The 19,504-nt window shown below is 67.1% G+C and carries 15 protein-coding genes; 11 read left to right on the plus strand and 4 right to left on the minus strand.

Annotation, left to right across the window (positions count from 1 at the left end; genetic code table 11):
• Positions 1–162: 162 nt before the first annotated feature.
• From ku to E3T55_RS07955, 5 genes are all read left to right on the plus strand, one after another.
• Positions 163–1,032 carry a non-homologous end joining protein Ku gene (ku, locus tag E3T55_RS07935; RefSeq protein ID WP_134519037.1) on the plus strand — a complete coding sequence of 290 codons (870 nt, stop codon included), beginning with the start codon at positions 163–165 and terminating at the stop codon, positions 1,030–1,032.
• 89 nt (positions 1,033–1,121) lie between these two features.
• Positions 1,122–1,754, plus strand: coding sequence for a CDP-alcohol phosphatidyltransferase family protein (locus E3T55_RS07940; protein ID WP_134519038.1), 633 nt, complete (start codon positions 1,122–1,124; stop codon positions 1,752–1,754).
• A gap of 94 nt (positions 1,755–1,848) precedes the next feature.
• A complete protein-coding gene (locus E3T55_RS07945; protein WP_134519039.1) occupies positions 1,849–2,283 on the plus strand; it encodes an FHA domain-containing protein in 435 nt (144 codons plus the stop codon).
• Positions 2,283–2,981, plus strand: a complete 699-nt coding sequence (ftsR, locus tag E3T55_RS07950) for a transcriptional regulator FtsR (RefSeq protein WP_134519040.1) — start codon at positions 2,283–2,285, stop codon at positions 2,979–2,981. Before E3T55_RS07945 ends, ftsR begins: the two co-directional genes overlap by 1 nt.
• A 161-nt stretch (positions 2,982–3,142) precedes the next feature.
• Positions 3,143–3,694: a MerR family transcriptional regulator gene (locus tag E3T55_RS07955; protein ID WP_134519041.1), complete on the plus strand. Its 552-nt coding sequence runs from the start codon at positions 3,143–3,145 to the stop codon at positions 3,692–3,694.
• Between the two features lie 225 nt (positions 3,695–3,919).
• On the opposite strand, the gene E3T55_RS07960 is transcribed toward E3T55_RS07955, so the two are convergent.
• On the minus strand, positions 3,920–4,732 hold the full coding sequence (locus E3T55_RS07960; RefSeq protein ID WP_134519042.1) for a ParA family protein: 813 nt from the start codon (positions 4,730–4,732) through the stop codon (positions 3,920–3,922).
• 77 nt (positions 4,733–4,809) lie between these two features.
• Here E3T55_RS07960 and E3T55_RS07965 point away from each other — a divergent pair, with 77 nt between their 5' ends.
• The 3 genes from E3T55_RS07965 to def are packed head-to-tail and all read left to right on the plus strand — an operon-like array spanning position 4,810 to position 10,216.
• Complete coding sequence (locus tag E3T55_RS07965; protein WP_134519043.1) at positions 4,810–8,214, plus strand: pyruvate carboxylase; 3,405 nt, start codon at positions 4,810–4,812, stop codon at positions 8,212–8,214.
• Between the two features lie 32 nt (positions 8,215–8,246).
• The gene (locus E3T55_RS07970; protein WP_241992944.1) at positions 8,247–9,665 is read left to right on the plus strand and encodes a MinD/ParA family ATP-binding protein; all 1,419 of its coding nucleotides are present in this window, start codon (positions 8,247–8,249) and stop codon (positions 9,663–9,665) included.
• Between the two features lie 59 nt (positions 9,666–9,724).
• Entirely contained in the window at positions 9,725–10,216 is a 492-nt protein-coding gene (gene def / locus E3T55_RS07975; protein ID WP_134519044.1) for a peptide deformylase, read from the plus strand.
• A gap of 159 nt (positions 10,217–10,375) precedes the next feature.
• Here the strand turns inward: def and E3T55_RS07985 are convergent, their stop codons facing one another.
• Positions 10,376–12,208, minus strand: coding sequence for an AMP-dependent synthetase/ligase (locus E3T55_RS07985; RefSeq protein ID WP_134519045.1), 1,833 nt, complete (start codon positions 12,206–12,208; stop codon positions 10,376–10,378).
• 203 nt (positions 12,209–12,411) lie between these two features.
• Between E3T55_RS07985 and E3T55_RS07990 the strand changes: the two genes are divergently transcribed.
• The 3 genes from E3T55_RS07990 (at position 12,412) to E3T55_RS08000 (ending at position 15,567) form a co-directional block, all read left to right on the plus strand.
• On the plus strand, positions 12,412–13,356 hold the full coding sequence (locus E3T55_RS07990; protein ID WP_134519065.1) for an ROK family glucokinase: 945 nt from the start codon (positions 12,412–12,414) through the stop codon (positions 13,354–13,356).
• 30 nt (positions 13,357–13,386) lie between these two features.
• The gene (locus tag E3T55_RS07995) at positions 13,387–14,076 is read left to right on the plus strand and encodes a lysophospholipid acyltransferase family protein (RefSeq protein ID WP_134519046.1); all 690 of its coding nucleotides are present in this window, start codon (positions 13,387–13,389) and stop codon (positions 14,074–14,076) included.
• Between the two features lie 120 nt (positions 14,077–14,196).
• Complete coding sequence (locus tag E3T55_RS08000) at positions 14,197–15,567, plus strand: class II 3-deoxy-7-phosphoheptulonate synthase (protein WP_420897985.1); 1,371 nt, start codon at positions 14,197–14,199, stop codon at positions 15,565–15,567.
• Between the two features lie 475 nt (positions 15,568–16,042).
• On the opposite strand, the gene pknB is transcribed toward E3T55_RS08000, so the two are convergent.
• Complete coding sequence (pknB, locus tag E3T55_RS08005) at positions 16,043–18,022, minus strand: Stk1 family PASTA domain-containing Ser/Thr kinase (RefSeq protein WP_134519047.1); 1,980 nt, start codon at positions 18,020–18,022, stop codon at positions 16,043–16,045.
• 177 nt (positions 18,023–18,199) lie between these two features.
• On the minus strand, positions 18,200–19,423 hold the full coding sequence (locus tag E3T55_RS08010; RefSeq protein WP_166791714.1) for a muramidase family protein: 1,224 nt from the start codon (positions 19,421–19,423) through the stop codon (positions 18,200–18,202).
• Positions 19,424–19,504: the final 81 nt, after the last annotated feature.

A 19,504-nucleotide genomic window follows, 5' to 3' on the forward strand; every position in this document is an offset into this window, starting at 1 on the left:
GGCGCCCGACTAGGGCGCACGCAGGTCTCGACGAGCCGCCGCCATTGTCGAGTGAGCAATGGTGGCGCTTCCCGAGCTCGGCAAGCGCTCGGGAAGCGCGAAAACTGCTCACTCGTGAGCCAATCACTGGCCTCGAAGGCGGGGCGGGTGTGTACTGTCTGCATGAGATCGATCTGGAAGGGCGCGATCACCTTCGGACTCGTCAACGTTCCCGTCAAGGTCTACAGCGCCACCGAAGACCACGACATCGCGCTGCACCAGGTGCACGATACGGATGGCGGGCGCATCCGCTATCAGCGTCGCTGTGAGGTCTGCGGACGCGTCGTCGACTACGAACACATCACCCGCGCCTACGACGACGGCGAACGCACCGTGATCCTCACCGATACCGACCTCAAGTCGCTACCCGAGGAACGCAGCCGGGAGATCGACGTGGTCGAGTTCGTGCCCAATGACCAGCTCGACCCGATCATGTTCGAGCGCAGCTACTTTCTGGAACCCGACGGCAAATCCGCCAAGGCCTACGTCCTGCTGCGCCGCACCCTGGAGTCGACGGAGCGCACCGCTATCGTGCGCTTCGCGCTGCGCCAAAAGACCCGGCTGGGTGCGCTTCGGGTGCGCGGCGACGTGCTGATGCTGCAGGGAATGCTGTGGAGTGACGAGGTGCGGGAGGCAAAATTTGCGGCGCTGGGCGAATCGGTGCGCGTCTCCGATCGTGAGCTTGAGCTGTCGGCCGCGCTCGTTGACTCCTTTGCCGGGGATTTCACGCCCGAGAACTTCACCGACGACTATCAGGCCCAGTTGCACGAGCTGATCGTGGCCAAGCTCGAGCGCGGCGACTCCGTCACGACCGAGCAAACCTTCGGTCGGGCAGCGGGCGAGGGCGATGCCGCGAACGGCGAGGCGAGCGGCGGGGCGGGCGGCGGGGCGGGCGGCGGCGGTGAGGTGCTCGATCTGATGGAGGCGCTGCGGCGCAGCGTCGAGAACAGCCGCTCCGACAGGAGTGGTGTCGGAGGTAGGGCGCGCCCGTAGCGCGGTCGCCCCCAGTTCACTCGCCCCCCAGTCCACTCGCCCCCAGTCCACTCGCCCCCAGTTCACTCGCCCCCCAGTAGACTCGCCCTGTGACCAGCACACAGACCGGAGTTGCCGGCTCGAGTCCCGTCAGTTCGCGGGTCTGGACCGTGCCCAATGTGCTGAGCCTGCTGCGGTTGCTGCTCGTGCCCGTCTTTCTGTACCTGCTCGCCGAGGGCCATGATGCCGGCGCGCTGCTCGTGCTGGCATTCTCGAGCGGCACCGATTTTCTCGATGGCTGGATTGCCCGCCGCTTCAACCAGATCACCCGCCTGGGCCAGCTGCTCGACCCGGCGGCCGACCGGCTCTACATCTTTGCCGCCCTGATCGGGCTCGCCCTGCGCGATCTCGTGCCGTGGTGGCTCGTGGTCGTGGTCGTCGGGCGCGATGTCTTCATGCTGATCGTCGGTATTGTGCTGGCCAACCACGGTTTTGGTCCGTTACCAGTGCACCTGCTGGGAAAAATTGCCACATTCTGCTTGTTTTATGCTCTGCCAGTCATCATGCTGGGGCAAGCCTTTCCCGAGTTGGCATGGTGGTCCGGCCCGGTGGGCTGGGCCTTCGGGCTGTGGGGCGCGTTCCTCTATTGGTGGGCCGGCATCATTTACCTCATCGAAACGGTGCGTGTAACTCGCATTCCCCGGGTTCGGGCACCCGCTCAATCCGATACGCTTGAACGATAGGAGGTGCACGGTGGTCGATTTCGACAGCACAAACAAGTCCGAGGACCCGAAAGAGGCTCACGTGACGCCCGCAGACTCTGTTTCACAGAGCCCGATGACCGACTCGACGATGACGTTCGGTCACGAATTCGCGGCGCAACTCGCGCAGCTCGACGGTGACGTCTCGGTTGAAGAGCAGGCGGCCATCGCCGCGCTGCCGTCCGGTTCGGCGCTTCTCGTGGTGCGGCGGGGCCCGAATACGGGAGCACGTTTTCTGCTCGACGCCGATGTCACGAGCGTCGGGCGTCACCCGAACGCGGACATTTTTCTCGACGATGTGACCGTGTCGCGTCGTCACGCCGAGTTTCTGCGCACGGGCACGCGCTTCGGGGTCAAAGACCTCGGCTCGCTCAACGGCACCTACTTCGATGGAAACCGCATCGACACGGCTCAGCTCAGCGACGGCGCCGAAGTTCAGGTCGGCAAGTTTCGCCTCACGTTTTACGCGTCGCGCCTTGACCTCGCGCACGCCGCCGCAGCGAGCGACTAATGGCGGCATCCTCCGCCCGGGCGTTGGCCTCGGGCGCGGCGCCGCTACTCAGCATCGGTCAGGTTCTTGCACGCCTCACACCGGATTTTCCCGACCTCACCCCGTCGAAGCTGCGCTTTCTCGAGGAGCAGGGCCTGGTCTCTCCGGCGCGCACCGAATCGGGCTATCGCAAGTTCTGCACCGGTGACCTCGAGCGCCTGCGCCTGATCCTCTCGATGCAGCGCGATCACTACCTGCCGCTCAAGGTGATTCGCTCCTATCTCGACGACCTGGACGCCGGCCTGTCGCCGACGGTGCCGGGCGGGGCCACCCCCGGCCTCACCATGCTCTCGGCCGCGCGGCGACTGAGCCGTGAGGAACTGATTCGCGACGCCGGGGCATCCGCTGCCCTCATGCACGACGCCGTGTCGGCCTCGATCATCTTGCCCGCCGACTACTACGGCGACAACGTGCTGCAGGTGCTGCGCGCTCTCGTCGAGCTGCAGCGCAGCGGCATCGAACCACGCCACCTGCGCGGGTTCCGCGGGGCCGCAGAGCGTGAGCTGGGCCTGATCGAGAGCGCGCTGGTGCCGCAGTCACGCCGCAAAGACGCGTCCAGCCGTGCCAAGGCCTCCGAAATGGCCGTCGAGATCGCCGGCCAGCTCGAGGTTGTGCGCAGCAGCCTGATTCGTTCTGCCCTCGGCCGGCTGACCAAGTAGGTCGTACACTGGAGGATGGCGAGTACCCCGGTACTCGGCCTGATGCCCCTCGACACGATATTGGTCGGGCGGATGTCCCGGGCCGAGGCTGCCCGCATCGGTAGCGTTGCCAGAGCAGTACAGCACTCACGCATTTGAGCACAGCTCCGGAGGGAGGCATCATGACTGAACTTAACCCGCAAGACGATGCCGCCCGCTACGGCATGGACGTGCTCTTCACCGACGGCATGCCTGAACTGGATGCCCAGGCCGGCTACCGCGGTGCCATCGCCGCCCGCGCGGCCGGCATCAGTTATCGACAGCTCGACTACTGGGCACGAACCGCGCTCGTCGAGCCCACCGTGCGCGGGGCCACCGGATCGGGCACCCAGCGCCTCTACGGCTTCCGTGACATCCTCGTGCTCAAGCTCGTGAAGCGCCTGCTCGACACCGGCATCTCACTGCAGCAGATTCGCACCGCCGTGAACCAGCTGCGCGAATCCGGCGTGAGCGACCTCGCGCAGACCACGCTCATGAGCGACGGCGCGAGCGTCTACCTGTGCACGAGCAACGACGAGGTCATCGACCTCGTGAGCCGCGGCCAGGGCGTTTTCGGCATCGCCGTTGGCAAGGTTCTGCGCGAGGTCGAGACGAGCCTGGTCGAACTCGACCTGCAGCTCGCCGACCCCGACGACGAACTCGCCCAGCGCCGCAGCACCCGCAAAATCTCCTGACCGGGCGAGACGTCCCGGTCGCTCGCTGCGCCGCATCCCTTCACCGCGCCGTCCGGCTGCCCCGACCCGCCGTATCCGTCTGTCACCGCGTCGGTGGCGAATTCAGGAAAAACTGGTCACGGATGGCCCAGGCGGGCCGAATCTGCGGGTTTCAGCCGGCGCAGCCTGAATTAGCAACCGGGGTCGGAGCCGGGGGCGGGGTAGTGAGCGCCGTCGCCGGTGAGGCTAGAGGGCGGCGGCTTCGGCGTACTCGCCGATGCGCGCGGTGCGCAGAATACGTTCGAGCAGCTGGTCGAAGTATCCGGCCATCTCCTGGGCGCTCTCGCCCGGCCACACGTGCAGGGGCTTCGCGGCACCCTGCGCCTGCTGCAGCGAGGTGCGCTCGGGCAGTTGCGGGCTGAGCACGAGCGGCCCAAACATGTCCCGCAGCTCCTTGATTCGAAACTGGTGTTCGAGCGACGCGACGCGCGCCCGGTTCACGATGATGCCGAGCGGCTGCAGGCGCGGGCTGAGCCCACGGCGAATCTCTTCGATTGCGCGCAGCGCACGGTCGGCAGCGGCGACCGAGAACAGTCCAGGCTCGGTGACCACGGCGACGCGGTCGCTCGCGGCCCACGCGGTGCGCGTGAGGGCGTTGAGCGATGGTGCACAGTCGATGAGCACGAGGTCGTAGTCCTTCTCAACGGTGGAGAGGGCTTCCTCGAGCTTCCAGATATCGCGGATGCTGGGGTGCGGCCCGTCGAAGTTGATGGCCGAGGGGCTGCCGATCATGACATCGATGGTGCCCTGGCCGCCGCGGGTCCACCCGCTCGGGGCGATGGCGGCGCGCACGGTTTTTTCTTTCGGGCTGGTCAGCACGTCGGCCACGTTCAGGTGGCCGGCAAGCTGGATATCCATACCCGTCGAGACGTCGGACTGGGGATCGAGGTCGACCACGAGGGTTCGAACACCCCGGGCGAAGGCAGCAGAAGCCAGACCAAGGGTCACCGTGGTCTTTCCTACTCCTCCCTTGAGGGAGCTAACGCTTAGTACGTGCACAAGAAGCTACGTTACCTTTACTAGTCTGGGAGAACCTAACCGTTGCCTGTACGCCGCGTCACCGTCGAAAGGTCTGCATGTTCACGAAAATCCTTGTTGCCAACCGTGGAGAGATCGCGATCCGTGCCATGCGCGCGGCTTTTGAACTCGGTGCGAAGACCGTTGCGGTGTTCCCTTTTGAGGACCGCAACTCCCTGCACCGCCTGAAGGCGGACGAGGCGTACCAGATCGGTGAGCCCGGACATCCGGTGCGCGCCTACCTGAACGTGGGCGAGATCATCCGAGTGGCTCGGGAGTGCGGCGCCGATGCCATCTACCCCGGGTACGGATTTTTGTCGGAGAACCCAGAGCTCGCCGAGGCGTGCGCCGAGGCCGGCATCACCTTCATCGGCCCGGGCGCCGACGTGCTCGAGATGGCCGGCAACAAGGTCACCGCGAAGGAACACGCCATTGCGGCCGGCGTTCCGGTGCTGAAATCCACGCGGCCCTCACAAGACGTCGAATTGCTCATCAGCCAGGCCGAGGAGATCGGATTCCCCATCTTCGCCAAGGCCGTCGCCGGTGGCGGCGGGCGCGGCATGCGCCGCGTGGCCACCATGAAGGACCTCCGCGGCAGCCTCGAAGAGGCCATGCGCGAGGCGAACAGCGCCTTCGGTGACCCGACCATGTTCCTCGAGGCCGCCGTGCTGCGTCCCCGCCACATCGAGGTGCAGATTCTTGCCGACGCGACCGGTGAGACCGTGCACCTGTTCGAGCGGGACTGCTCGGTGCAGCGCCGCCACCAGAAGGTCATCGAGATCGCGCCCGCCCCGAACCTCAGCGACGAGATTCGCGAGAAGCTCTACGCCGACGCGATCAAGTTCGCCCGCTCCATCGGCTACGTCAACGCCGGAACCGTTGAGTTTCTGCTCGACACGGTCGGGGAGCGCGCCGGCCAGCACGTGTTCATCGAGATGAACCCGCGCATCCAGGTCGAGCACACCGTGACCGAAGAGGTAACGGATATCGACCTCGTGCAGTCCCAGATCCGCATCGCAGCGGGGGAGACCCTCGCCGAACTCAACCTGCACCAGGAACAGATCCGCCTGCGCGGATTCGCCCTGCAGTGCCGCATCACGACCGAAGACCCGTCCGCGGGCTTCCGCCCCGACACCGGCAAGATCACCACCTACCGTTCCCCGGGCGGCGCGGGCATCCGCCTCGACGGCGGCACGATCAACCCGGGCACGCAGATCAGCCCGCACTTCGACTCCATGCTCGCCAAGCTGACCTGCCGCGGCCGCGACTACAGCGCCGCGGTCACCCGTTCCAAGCGCGCCCTCGCCGAGTTCCGCATCCGCGGCGTGTCCACCAACATCGCGTTCCTGCAGGCCGTGCTCGAAGACCCCGATTTCGCCGTCGGCGACGTCAGCACCTCCTTCATCGACGAACGCCCCGACCTGCTGCGCACCCGCACCTCCAAGGACCGCGGCACGAAGATCCTCAACTGGCTCGCCGACGTCACGGTGAACCAGCCCAACGGCGTGCCCGTGACGCTCGTGAGCCCCACCGAGAAGCTTCCCGCCCTCGACCTCACGACGCCGGCTCCGGGCGGCTCACGTCAGCGCCTGCAGCTTCTGGGCCCGGTCAAGTTCGCGGCCTCCCTGCGGGCCCAGACGGCCCTCGCCGTGACGGACACCACGTTCCGTGACGCCCACCAGTCGCTGCTGGCCACTCGGGTGCGCACCAAGGACCTCGTCGCGGTCGCACCCTACGTCGCGCGCCTCACCCCCGAGCTGCTCTCGGTCGAGGCCTGGGGCGGCGCGACCTACGACGTCGCGCTGCGTTTTCTCGGTGAAGACCCGTGGGAACGCCTCGCCGCCCTGCGCGAGTCGCTGCCGAACATCAACATCCAGATGCTGCTGCGCGGCCGCAACACCGTCGGCTACACCCCGTACCCGACCGAGGTGACGGATGCCTTCGTGCGCGAAGCCGCATCGACCGGCGTGGACATCTTCCGTATCTTCGACGCCCTGAACGACGTGTCCCAGATGCGTCCGGCGATCGACGCCGTACTCGCGACCGGCACGAGCCTGGCCGAGGTCGCCGTCTGCTACACCGGCGACCTGCTCGACCCGGCCGAGGACCTCTATACCCTCGACTACTACCTGCGCCTGGCCGAGCAGATCGTCGAGTCCGGCGCCCACGTGCTCGCGATCAAGGACATGGCCGGGCTGCTGCGACCCGCCGCAGCCGAGAAGCTCGTCAGCGCGTTCCGCGAGCGCTTCGACCTGCCGGTGCACGTGCACACCCACGACACCGCCGGCGGCCAGCTCGCGACCCTGCTCGCCGCCTCCCGAGCCGGCGCCGACGCGGTCGACGTGGCCAGCGCCCCGATGGCCGGCACCACGAGCCAGCCCTCGGCGAGTTCTCTCGTCGCCGCGCTCGCCCACACCGAGCGCGACACCGGCATCAGCCTGCAGAATGTCTGCGACCTCGAACCATACTGGGAGGCCGTGCGCCACGTCTACCACCCCTTCGAGTCGGGCCTGTCGGCCCCGACCGGTCGGGTCTACAAGCACGAAATTCCCGGCGGCCAACTCTCCAACCTGCGCACCCAGGCGGTCGCCCTCGGCCTCGCTGACCACTTCGAGCTCATCGAGGACATGTACACCGCCGCCAACAAGATCCTCGGCCGGGTACCGAAGGTGACGCCCTCGTCGAAGGTTGTCGGTGACCTCGCGCTCTACCTCGCCGCGGTGAAGGCCGACCCGGCCGACTTCGAGAAAAACCCCGACAAGTACGACGTGCCCGACTCGGTTATCGGTTTCATGGCCGGGGAACTCGGCGACCTGCCGGGCGGCTGGCCAGAACCGTTCCGCAGCAAGGTGCTCGCGGGCCGCAACGTGCGGATCGGCGTGACCGAACTCACCGGGCCCGAGCGCACCGCGCTCGACGCCGACAGCTCGACCCGCCGCGCGATGCTCAACCAGCTGCTGTTCCCGGCACCGACGCGCCAGTTCGAGCAGATTCGTGAGCTCTTCGGCGACCTGTCGGTCGTCGACACCGTCGACTACCTCTACGGCCTGCAGCAGGGCCAAGAGCATGCGGTCGACATCGCCCCCGGCGTGCGCCTCTACGTCGGCCTCGAGGCCATCGGTGAAGCGGATGCGAAGGGCATGCGCACCGTCATGACCGTGCTGAACGGTCAGTTGCGTCCCGTCTTCGTGCGGGACCGCAGCATCGCCGTCGAGGCCCGCACGGCCGAGAAGGCCGACGCGAACCAGCCGGGGCAGATTGCCGCGCCGTTCTCCGGCGTCGTCACCCTGCAGGTCGAGGAGGGCGCAGCCATCGAAGCCGGCCAGAGCATCGCGAGCATCGAGGCCATGAAGATGGAGGCCGCGATCACCTCACCGATCAGCGGTGTCATCGAACGCGTCGCCATCCCGGTGACCCAGCAGGTCGACGCCGGTGATCTGCTTGTGGTGGTACGTCCGCGCTAGGATTAGGCCCGTCTATCGAAGGGCAGGGACCAATGGCCGAAAAGGGTAACGACGACGGCGGTACCGCCGCGCAGTCAGCTGCGGGCGGTACCGGGGCGTCGGGCGCACGCACGTCGGCCGGTGGTGTGTTCACCGAGGAGTACAACAGTGAGCTTCCGCCGCACAGCATCGACAACCTGGCCGCTGCCCTGCCCGAGAACCTGAGCGTTCCGCTGCCGGTCTCTGCCGCCCGAACGGCTTCTGCCGCCGGAGCGTCTGCTGCTGCCGGTGCGGCACGCAACGCCGGTAACCCGGGGCCGCGCCGCGCCGCAGCCGGTGCGCCAGCCCTGGTGCGGGCCTCCGCCCAGCACCCGGCAGCCCAGAACCCCGCTACCCACACTGTCGAGGTCGGTACCCCGTCGAATTCACGGGGAGCGCGCGCATCCGTCGTCACGACGTCTGTCGCCGTGTCGCTCGGTGCCCCGCGAGACGAGGCCGACCGCCAGGTTCGCACCGAGAGTGGCGGGCCGGAATCGGCGTCAATGCTCACCTCCGACCGCCTGCTCGAGGTCAACCGACGCACCCGCCGTGCGCCGCGCGGAGCCTGGAACCGGTTCGTGTATGACGCGACCCTGCACGTGGTCAACCTCGGTGACTCCGCCAAGGTGCGCGCCCATCAACAGATGGATGAGCGCATTCGACGCCACTTCGACGGCGGAGCCCGTTTCGTACCGATCCTCACCCGCAAGGGCGGCGTCGGCAAGACCACCGTGACGGCCCTGCTCGGCATGGCCCTCGCCGACGCGCGCGACGACCGCATCATCGCCGTCGACGCGAACCCCGACCGCGGCACCCTGTCGGAGCGGGTGAGCAAACAGACCCGCCTGACCGTGCGCGACGTGGTCACCCGCGCAGCCTCGATCGGTAACTTCACCGACTTCACCGCGCTCGTCTCCCGCGACGAGACGCGGCTGGATATCCTCGCCTCCGACACCGACCCGCTGCTCTCCGAGGCATTCGACGAGAACGACTACAACGTCGTCGCCGACCTCGCGGCCCGGTTCTACTCGATCGTGCTCACCGACTGCGGCACCGGCATCGTGCACTCCGTGATGCGGGCCACCCTGCAGCGCGCCGATTCCATCGTCATCGTCTCGGGCGGCAGCGTCGACGAGGCCCGCCTTGCATCCGAGACGCTCACCTGGCTCGAAGCCAACGGTTACGGTGAGCTCGTGCGCAACAGCATTGTCGCGATCAACACCGCCACCCAGGGCACCAACCTGGTTCGGCTTGAAGAGATCGAGTCGCACTTTCGGTCCCGGGTTCGCGAGATCGTGCGTATTCCCTACGATGCGCAGCTCGCCGCCGGCAGCGTGGTGTCCTACAAAGACCTGCAGCCGATCACCCAACTGGCGGCCCGCACCCTCGCCGCCCTGGTGGTGGAAGGCCTTCCTGCCGACCAGAACTCTTAAATCGCCAGTCGCTCCGCAGCCCCATTTCCACGTACGTCATTTCAGTTAAGGTTTCCTTCGTGCCCGAACGCCAGATCCGTCTTCTCGGGGACCCGGTCCTCAAAACCGTGTCCGACCCGATCCTCACGATCGACGACCGTGTGCGTTCGCTCGTGCAGGACCTCGTCGACAGCGTCAGGCTGCCGGGCCGGGCCGGTGTCGCTGCCTCGCAGATCGGCGTGAACGTGCGGGCCTTCAGCTACAACGTCGACGGTGAGATCGGCTACATCCTCAACCCGGTCGTCGTCGAGGTCAGCGGTGAACCCGTCCCGCTCGATGAGGGCTGCCTCTCGGTGCCCGGCCTGTGGTACCCCACCATGCGGTATCCGTTCGCCCGCGTCACCGGAATCGACCTTGACGGCGAACCCGTCGAACTCTCCGGCACCGGCATCATGGCCCAGGCGCTGCAGCACGAGACCGACCACCTCGATGGCCTGCTGTACCTTGACCGCCTCGACAAGACGAATCGTCGAGCGGCGATGAAAGAGGTCCGCGAGTCCACCTGGTTCTAAGTCGACACGTCCTCACTCGACAGGGCCGGGATCGACACGTCCTCGATCGACAGGGCCGGGATCGACGGGGCCGGGATCGACGGGGCCTGGATCAACACAGCGCGACAGAATGGGCCGCTCTGCCAGTGGCAGAGCGGCCCATCGTCTGTCGTGGTGGGGCTAGTCCCGAATCGAGAAGCCTCCGGTGACGGGCGCGCCCGCGTACATGTCGTCGATGGTCTCGGCGAAGTCGCGCAGAATGATGTTGCGCTTGATGCTCATTTTCGGTGTCAGGTGGCCGCTCGCCTCGGTCAGTTCGATGTCGAGCAGGGTGAACTTGCGAATCGACTCCGCTCGGGAGACACCCTCGTTGGCGTGGTCCACGGCCCGCTGAATTTCGGCGAGCACGGCGGGGTTGACGGATGCCTCGGTGAGGCTCATGCCGGCATCCTCGTGGTTGTTGTTGAGCCAGACCGGAAGCATGTCGGGGTCGAGCGTCACGAGTGCTGAGATGAAGGGCTTCTGGTCGCCGACGACGACGACCTGCCCGACGAGCGGATTGGCGCGGATGGGGTCTTCGAGGGCGGCCGGTGCGACGTTCTTGCCGCCGGCCGTGACGATGATCTCCTTCTTGCGTCCGGTGATCGTGAGAAAGCCGTCGTTGTCAAAGGAGCCGATGTCGCCCGTGCGCAGCCAGCCCTCGTTGAAGGTCTCCCGGGTGGCTTCGGGGTTCTTCCAGTACTCCTTGAAGACGTTGACGCCCTTGACCTCGATCTCGCCGTCGTCCATGACGCGCACCGAGACTCCGGGCAGCGGCGGGCCGACCGTGCCGATCTTGGCGCGGGTGGCCAGGCTCACGGTCGCCGGGGCGGTCGTCTCGGTGAGCCCGTAGCCCTCGAGAATCACGATGCCGAGGCTGTGGAAGAAGTGGCCGAGGTGTTCGCCGAGGGGAGCGGACCCCGAGACGGCGTAGACCACGTTTCCGCCCATTGCGGCGCGCAGTTTGCTGTAGACGAGGCGGTCGAAGAGCGCAAACTTGACCTTCATCATGAGCGGAACCGCGGTGCCGGCCTGCACGGCCTTGGAATGCTCGACCGCGATGTGTGCGGCGGCATCGAAGATCTTGCCCTTGCCGCCGGCCTCAGCCTTCTGCTGCGCCGAGTTGTACACCTTCTCGAACACCCGCGGCACGGCGAGCAGAAAGGTCGGCTTGAAGCTGCCGAGCGCCGGCAGAAGCTGTTTGGTGTCGGCCTGGTGACCGACCCGCACGTTGGCGTGCACGCACAGCACCGAGATGAAGCGCGCGAAGACGTGAGCCGTCGTGATGAAAAGCAGGGTCGAGGCACCGTCCGGGTGGGTCAGCACCTCTTTCAGGGCCACCGCGGAGTTGCGGCTGGTCTCCAGAAAATTGGCGTGGGTGAGCACACAGCCCTTGGGCCGGCCGGTCGAGCCCGAGGTGTAGATGAGGGTGGCCATGTCGTCGCCGACGGCGAGGTTGCGGCGGCGGTCGATTTCGGCATCCGTCACGGCGACGCCGCCGGCAGCGAGCTTGTCCAGGTCACCGAGGTCGATCTGCCACACCGAAGCGATGTTCGGCAATTCGGGGTGCACCTCGTCGAACCGGGCGAAGTGATCGGGCGTCTCGACGATGAGGGCCGTCGCACCGGAGTCGCTCAGGTTCCACTGCACCTGGCTGGGGGAGCTGGTCTCGTAGACGGGAACCAGCACGGCGCCGGCGAACCAGACGGCGAAGTCGATCAGTGTCCACTCGTAGCGGGTCTTGCACATGAGGCCGATCTTGTCGCCCGGAGCGATCCCGGCGGCGACGAGGCCCTTCGCGAGGGCGACGACCTGAGCGTGAAACTCACGCGTCGTGACCGGAACCCATTCACCGTTTCTCGGCAGTGAGAACAGCACGGAGTCGGGGGTGGCGGCGAGGCGATCGACAAGAAGATCGGTGACATTGGCGCCGGGATCGGCGGGAACGATGGCGGGAACGTCAAATTGTTTCACGGTAACTCCTTCGGTACCGGCAGCGGATGCCCACACTCTACCGAGAAAAGCTCGGGTGAGGGGGGTTTTTCGCCTTACGGCAAACTGTTTTACTACACTCTAGAGGGTGCAGTTGTCGGTATCTCGGAGCCGCGCCTGTGCTTGTATCAGTTCGCCGCAGCTGGCTCAACTTCGCCGACCCGCTCCACCACGAAAGGTTCGCCGTGCACGCCATTGGAATTGATATCGGGGGCACCAAGATCGCCGGCGCCCTCGTCGACGCGAGCGGTACGATTCTGCGCTCCGACCGGGTACCCACCGAGGCCACCGACCCGCGTGAGATTGAAGACGCCGTCGTGGCCATGATTGAGGGACTGGCCGCGGGCGAGCAGGTCATCGCCGCAGGGGTCGCCGCCGCCGGATTCATTGACGCCGAACAATCCACCGTGCACTACGCGCCCAACATCAACTGGCGCAACGAGCCGTTCCGCACGAAGCTCGAGGCCCGCCTCGACCTGCCGATTTTGATCGAGAATGACGCCAACGCGGCCGGCTGGGCCGAATTCAGGTTTGGTGCCGGTCGCCCCTTCCACGACATGGTCATGCTGACCATCGGCACCGGCGTGGGCGGCGCCATCGTCGCGGGCGGTCGTCTCTTCCGCGGCGGCTTCGGTGCGGCCGCCGAGCTCGGCCACTTGCGCCTCGTGCCGAACGGTCTGCCCTGCGGCTGCGGCGCGCACGGCTGCATCGAGCAGTACGGATCCGGTCGGGCCCTGCTGCGCATCGCCAACGAGTACGCGGATGCCGGTGGTGTCGGCCTCGGCCTGGCCGCCGCCCGATCCCGCAAGGGCAAACTGACCGGCAAAGAGGTCGGCCGCCTCATCCTCGCCGGAGACGGCGGCGCCCTCGCTGCGCTGCGCCAGCTCGGCGGCGCCCTGGGCCAGGCCTGCGCGAGCCTCGGCGCCGTGCTCGACCCTCAGGTTTTCGTGTTCGGCGGCGGAGTCGCCGCGGCCGGGGACCTGCTGCTCGAGCCGATCCGCACCGCGTACCTCGAACATCTGCCGGCCCGCGGCTACCACCCGGAACCGGAGTTCGTGATCGCCCAGCTCGTCAACGATGCCGGCGTCGTCGGCGCGGCCGATCTCGCACGCGACAGCGTCACGCAGTAGGCTCGATCAGTCGAATAAAAGGAGTGCGCGTTGTTCTACTGGTTCATGAAGAACATTGTCGTTGGCCCGTTGTTGCTGGGAATCTTTCGACCCTGGGTCGTCGGCCTCGAGAACATCCCCAAGAGCGGCGGCGTCATTCTCGCGAGCAACCACCTGTCCTTCATCGACTCGGTGTTTCTTCCGCTCGTGGTGTCTCGTCGTGTCGTCTTTCTCGCCAAAAGCGAGTACTTCACCGGCAAGGGACTCAAGGGGTGGGCGACCAAGCAGTTCTTCAAGGCGACGGGCCAGTTGCCGATCGACCGTTCAGGCGGCAAGGCTTCGGAAGACTCCCTCAACACCGGCCTGCGGGTGCTCGGGCTGGGAGGGGTTCTCGGCATCTATCCGGAAGGAACCCGCAGCCCCGACGCGAAGATGTATCGCGGCCGCACCGGCGTTGCCCGGATGGTGCTCGAATCGGGTGTCCCGGTGATCCCGGTCGCCATGATCGACACCGAGAAGGCCATGCCGACCGGTACCCGCATCCCGAAGGTACGGCGCATCGGCATCGTCATCGGAACCCCCCTGGACTTCACCCGTTTCGAAGGCATGGAGGGCGACCGCTTCGTGCTGCGCAGCGTGACCGATGAGCTCATGTACGAGCTCCAGCGCCTCAGCACCCAGGAATATGTCGACGTCTACGCCACCTCCGTCAAGGAAAAGCGCGCGACCCTTTCGCGATAGGCTCAGGCCAGGCCGTCCAGCGCGTTCTGGCCTGTTCACCGCCCACAGTTCTCGGCCGATGACAGCTCGATACTGTCGAGCTCGGACGATGTGCGCCCAAGAGAAACCAGGAATTACCCCGTGGTAGACCCCACCGAACCGGTTGTCGTGGCAGAGAAATCAGTGATCGCCGGCCTTGACCACTGGCGCACACTGCCGATCAAGCAGCAGCCGACCTGGCCCGACGCGGCCGTCGTCGCCGCAGCCTCGGCCGAGCTGGCCACCCAGCCGCCCCTCGTCTTCGCGGGCGAGGTCGATATTCTGCGCGACCGTCTCGCCCAGGCCGCGAGCGGCCACGCTTTCCTGCTGCAGGGCGGCGACTGCGCCGAGACCTTCAGCGGTGCGACCGCCGAGCAGATTCGTAACCGCGTCAAGACCGTGCTGCAAATGGCCGTCGTTCTCACCTACGGCGCTTCGATGCCCGTCATCAAGATGGGCCGCATGGCCGGCCAGTTCGCCAAGCCGCGCTCGAGTAACTTCGAGACCCGGGGCGACGTCACCCTGCCCGCCTACCGCGGTGACATCGTGAACGGCTACGACTTCACCCCGGAATCCCGCGAGGCCGACCCGGCCCGTCTCGTGAAGGGGTACCACACCGCCGCATCGACCCTCAACCTCATCCGGGCCTTCACGCAGGGCGGCTTCGCCGACCTGCGACAGGTGCACAGCTGGAATCAGGGCTTCGCGAAGAACCCGGCCAACCAGCGGTACGAGAAGGTCGCCAAAGAGATCGACCGGGCGATCAAGTTCATGATCGCCTGCGGAGCCGACTTCGAGGCCATGCGTCGCACCGAGTTCTACACGAGCCACGAGGGCCTGCTCATGGACTACGAGCGCCCCATGACCCGCATCGACTCCCGCACCGGCACGCCGTACAACACGAGCGCGCACTTCGTCTGGATCGGAGAGCGTACTCGCGACCTCGACGGAGCGCACGTGGACTTCCTGTCGCGTGTGCGCAACCCGATCGGCGTCAAGCTCGGCCCGAGCACCTCGGCCGACGACATGCTGCGCCTGATCGACAAGCTCGACCCCAACCGCGAGCCCGGGCGGCTCACGTTCATCACCCGGATGGGCGCCGGCAAGATTCGCGACGCCCTGCCGCCGCTGCTCGAAGCCATCAAGGCCAGCGACGCGACCCCGCTGTGGGTGACCGACCCCATGCACGGTAACGGCGTCACGACACCGACCGGCTACAAGACGCGTCGCTTCGACGACGTCGTCGACGAGGTCAAGGGCTTCTTCGAGGCGCACCGCGCGGTCGGCACCCACCCGGGTGGCATCCACGTGGAACTCACCGGCGACGACGTCACGGAGTGCCTCGGCGGCTCGGAGCACATTGACGAGGCCGCTCTTGCGACCCGTTACGAGTCGCTCTGCGACCCGCGCCTGAACCACATGCAGTCTCTCGAGTTGGCCTTCCTGGTGGCCGAGGAGCTCGCCGTTCGCTAGTAGGTTCCCGCCCCACCCGCCCCATCTCCGCGAGAGCGGGTGATTCGTCGTTCAGACCCGCTCTAACCGACGATCCACCCGCTTTCGCGTGCGGGTGGGCGTCGTGGGGTGGGCGTCGTGGGGTGGGCGTTGTGGGGTGGCCGGATGGGACCGGCTGCGGGCGTGCTGGCCGCCGGGTCCTCGGTGCGTGCTGCGGCAGCGGATGCCGCGCGCGTGCGGCAGCGGCCGCGCTCGGTGATGAGCGCGCCCGATACGGGTGGCCGCTACGGCCGTTACGGTAGCGCGTCCCCGTATCGGGCGCGCTTACGGTGCCAACGTGCCTTTCGCCCCAGATCGCCGCGCCACGTTCCGCGAGAGCGGTTGAATCGTCGCTCTGACACGCTTTCGCGACCTTGACGAAGCCTCGGGGCTTGTCAGCCGCGCTGGCCCGCACCGCTTCGAGACCCATATCGGTGTGCGGCGCGGCGCGGCACGCCTATGCGGTGAAACTGATCTTGATCGTTGAACCCGCTGGAACGAGCTGACCTTCCCCCGGTTCCAGCTTCATGACCGTGAAGAAATTCGACGCACCCGGTGCGTCGGCGAACGGAATGTAGTCCAGTTTCAATCCGGAGGCCTCGAGCAGGGGTTTGGCTTCAGTCCAGGATAGGCCGACGACGTTTCTGGGAACCTCGACCGGCTCCGGGCCGCGGGAGATCGTCAGCGTGATCGTCGCTCCGGCGCGAACCGTTCCCTCGGGTGCCGAGCCGCGAATCACATCGCCCTCCGGCACGCTGTCGTCGTAGGATTCCTCGCCGCGGGTCACGAGCAGGCCCTTGTCGGCCAGAATCGCCGTGGCATCCTCGACCGACTCGCCGGCGACCGCGGGAATGGCCCCGAGAGACACGACGAGGTTCACGGTGAGTCCCTCGAAGTAGTCGCCGCCAGCGGATACGTCGGCGCCGTCGCTCTCTTTGCTGGCGGCGATCACGACCCCGGCCTCGACATCGGCGCTGAAGATCGGGTCGACCGTGCCGACGACGGCGGCCAGCCCGGTGATCGTGTCTTCTGCGTCGCCTTGACTGAGCCCCGCGAGGGCCGGCAGGGTGATCGGCTGCAGCCCCAGCGAGACGATGACCTGCACGACACTGTCCTGCCCGAGCCGCGTGCCGGCGCCCGGTTCGGTTCCCGTGACGAGCCCTTCGGGAATCGTCGCGCTGTACACCGAACCGGGCTCGGCAACCAGGCCGAGTTCGAGCAGCCGCGCCGCGGCATCCTCTGGGGTGGAACTCACGAGCGAGGGCACGGCGACCTCGGAGCCGGGCCCCGAGCCGAAGTACCAGCCGGTGCCGCCGATGACGGTCGCGAGAAACAGAACGAGGGCGAACAGCCAGTAGCCGCGGGCCTTGCGGCCGCGCGTCTTCTTCGCCAGAACGGCCCCGTTGGCAACCGTGCCGCCACCGGGCAAGACGAGGTCGTTGGACGCACCTGGTCCGGTGGGAAGCAGCGTCGCTGCTCCCAGAATCTGGGTTTCGGCTTCGGCCGTGAGCGGTGAAACCGGCGCCCCCAGCAGCACGCCGCTGGTCTGGCCGCCGCGCGGCATGACCATCGTCTTGGTGCCCGCGACGGCGGGGCGCAGCATGCTGCCCACATCGAGCAGTTGGTCGAGCATGACGCGCGCGTCACGGGGACGCTGTTCCGGGTCGCGCGCGGTCGCCCACAGCACGAGCTCGTCGAGTTCCTGGGGGATCGAGGGCACCTTGCTGCTGGGCATCGGAACCGTGTCGTTCGCGTGCTGGTAGGCGATCTGCATGGGTGCATCGCCGACGTAGGGCTGCTCGCCAGTGAGCATCTCGAACGTCATGATGCCGAGGGCGTAAATGTCGCTGCGCGCATCCGCCACTCCGCGCGTGACGAGCTCGGGGGAGAGGTATGCGATCGTGCCCAGCAGGGCCTGACCGGTCGCCGTGTTGTTATTGCTCGCGCGGGCCAGGCCGAAGTCGCTGATCTTGATGCGGCCGTCGTCGGCGAGCAGCACATTCTCGGGCTTCACATCGCGGTGCACGATTCCGGCCTTGTGGGCCGCGGCGAGACCGCTCAGCACCGCTTCGAGAATGTCGAGGGTCTGCTCGGGGGTCAGCCGCCCGTAATCTTTGAGCAGATCGCGCAGGGTGATGCCCGGCAGGTACTCCATGACGAGGTAGGCCATGTCGGCGTCCTGGCCCTGGTCGAAGACGTTGACCACGTTGGGGTGCGCGAGCCTCGCGGCCGACCGGGCCTCCTGAATGAAACGGCTGCGAAAATCGGCGTCATCGGCGAGGTGGCCGTGCATGATCTTGAGCGCAACCCGGCGTTCCAGGCGCAAATCCGTGGCGAGGTAGACCGTGGCCATGCCGCCGCGGGCGATTCGCGAGCGCACCTCATAGCGGCCATCAATCAGACGGCCGAGCATCGGGTCGGTCGGGATATCACTCACTCGATTTATTCTAGGGATTCGCGAGGCATCGGCGCGGCAAACACTCCGCCAAGACGAATCTCACCCGGCTGCCGCCGGACCATTCGACGCAGTCCGACGGGAATTTCGGCAGGTCCGGCCCGAACAGGGCGTTGTTGGGGCGTTTTTTCGCGTCGAATGGTTCGCGGGGCAATCGGGTCAGCCCAGCTGCGGCAGCCAGAGCCGAGCAGAGGCCTCCCACTTGGCGTAGAAGTCTGGGTGGGCCGAGATTTGAACGGCCTGGGCGGCATCCGTCACGCTCATGGACTCCCAGCCGGGAATGTCGAGCAGCCCTCGGGTCACGCCGGGGTTCGGGTTGCCGGCCCCGCCGAAGAACGCGAGGCTGGCCCTGGTCGAGTCCATCACCTGTTCGTTGGTGCCCCAACCGATGCTGGGACGCTGCTGAAACAGGCCGAGGGAGTCGCGGTCACCGTGGTCCACATTGCGCAGGCCGGATTCCTGGGCGGCCGCGGCGAGGGCGATGACGAGCCCCTGGTCGGAGACTCCGGCGGCACGCCCGACCGAGACGATGGTCTGCGCGTTTTGGCGCATCTCATCTGTCATGACGGTGGTCACGAAGACGGCTGCCTCGGCCGTGGGCAGCGCGGCAGCGGCTGCGGCTTCTGCGGCGGCTGCGGCGGCGGCGGCGATGACCGCGGCCGGCTGCGGCACTGTCAGAACCTGGCCCGGGTAGATCATGCTCGACCAGCCGAGGCCGTTGGCGTCGAGCATCTCCTGCACCGACAGGCCCGCTGCGGCCGCGACGGCCCCGATGGTGTCGCCGGTGGCAATGGTGTGTGAGCCCGCGGCCGGGGCCACGAACGCCGCGGGGGCTGCGGCCACGGGCGTGACGGCGGCGACGGATGCCGGCGCTCCCGGAATCACGATGGCCTGCCCCGGAAAAATGGTGCTGCTGCGGGTCAAACCGTTGGCGTCGAGGAGCGCCTGCACCGACACCGCGGCGCCGGCCGCGATGCCGCTGAGCGTGTCGCCGGCGACGACGGTGTGCTGCCCGGCCGGGGCAGGGGGCGCCGGCGTCGACACCGGAGCCGGCGCCTGCTCGGCGAGTTTGAGCACCTGGCCGGGAAAGATGAGGGCCGACCAGCCGAGGCCGTTGAGCGCGAGCACCGACGCGCTCGCAAGACCGAATCGACCGGCGATTGCGCTGATGGTGTCACCCTCGACAACGGTGTACTCAGTCGGTGCGGCCTCGGTGCGCACCGCTGCGGTGGTGACCGTTGGGGTCGGCGCGGCGAGCAGTGGTCCGGAGCCGAGCTGCTTCTTCGCGAGCCCGGCGGCCTGGGCCGGGGACGCGAGGTTCAGGGAGAGCGCGAGGCTGCTGACGAGCACGATCGGCACGCTCAGCGCGAGGCTCCGCGACATGCCCCGTGAACTGGGGGTGTCGTCTGCAGGCCGGGATTCCCGGCGTTTTTGCGTCAAAGCCGCGACTTTCTGCACCATTTT

The sequence above is a fragment of the Cryobacterium frigoriphilum genome (assembly GCF_004403305.1).
GTDB classification, from domain to species: domain Bacteria; phylum Actinomycetota; class Actinomycetes; order Actinomycetales; family Microbacteriaceae; genus Cryobacterium; species Cryobacterium frigoriphilum.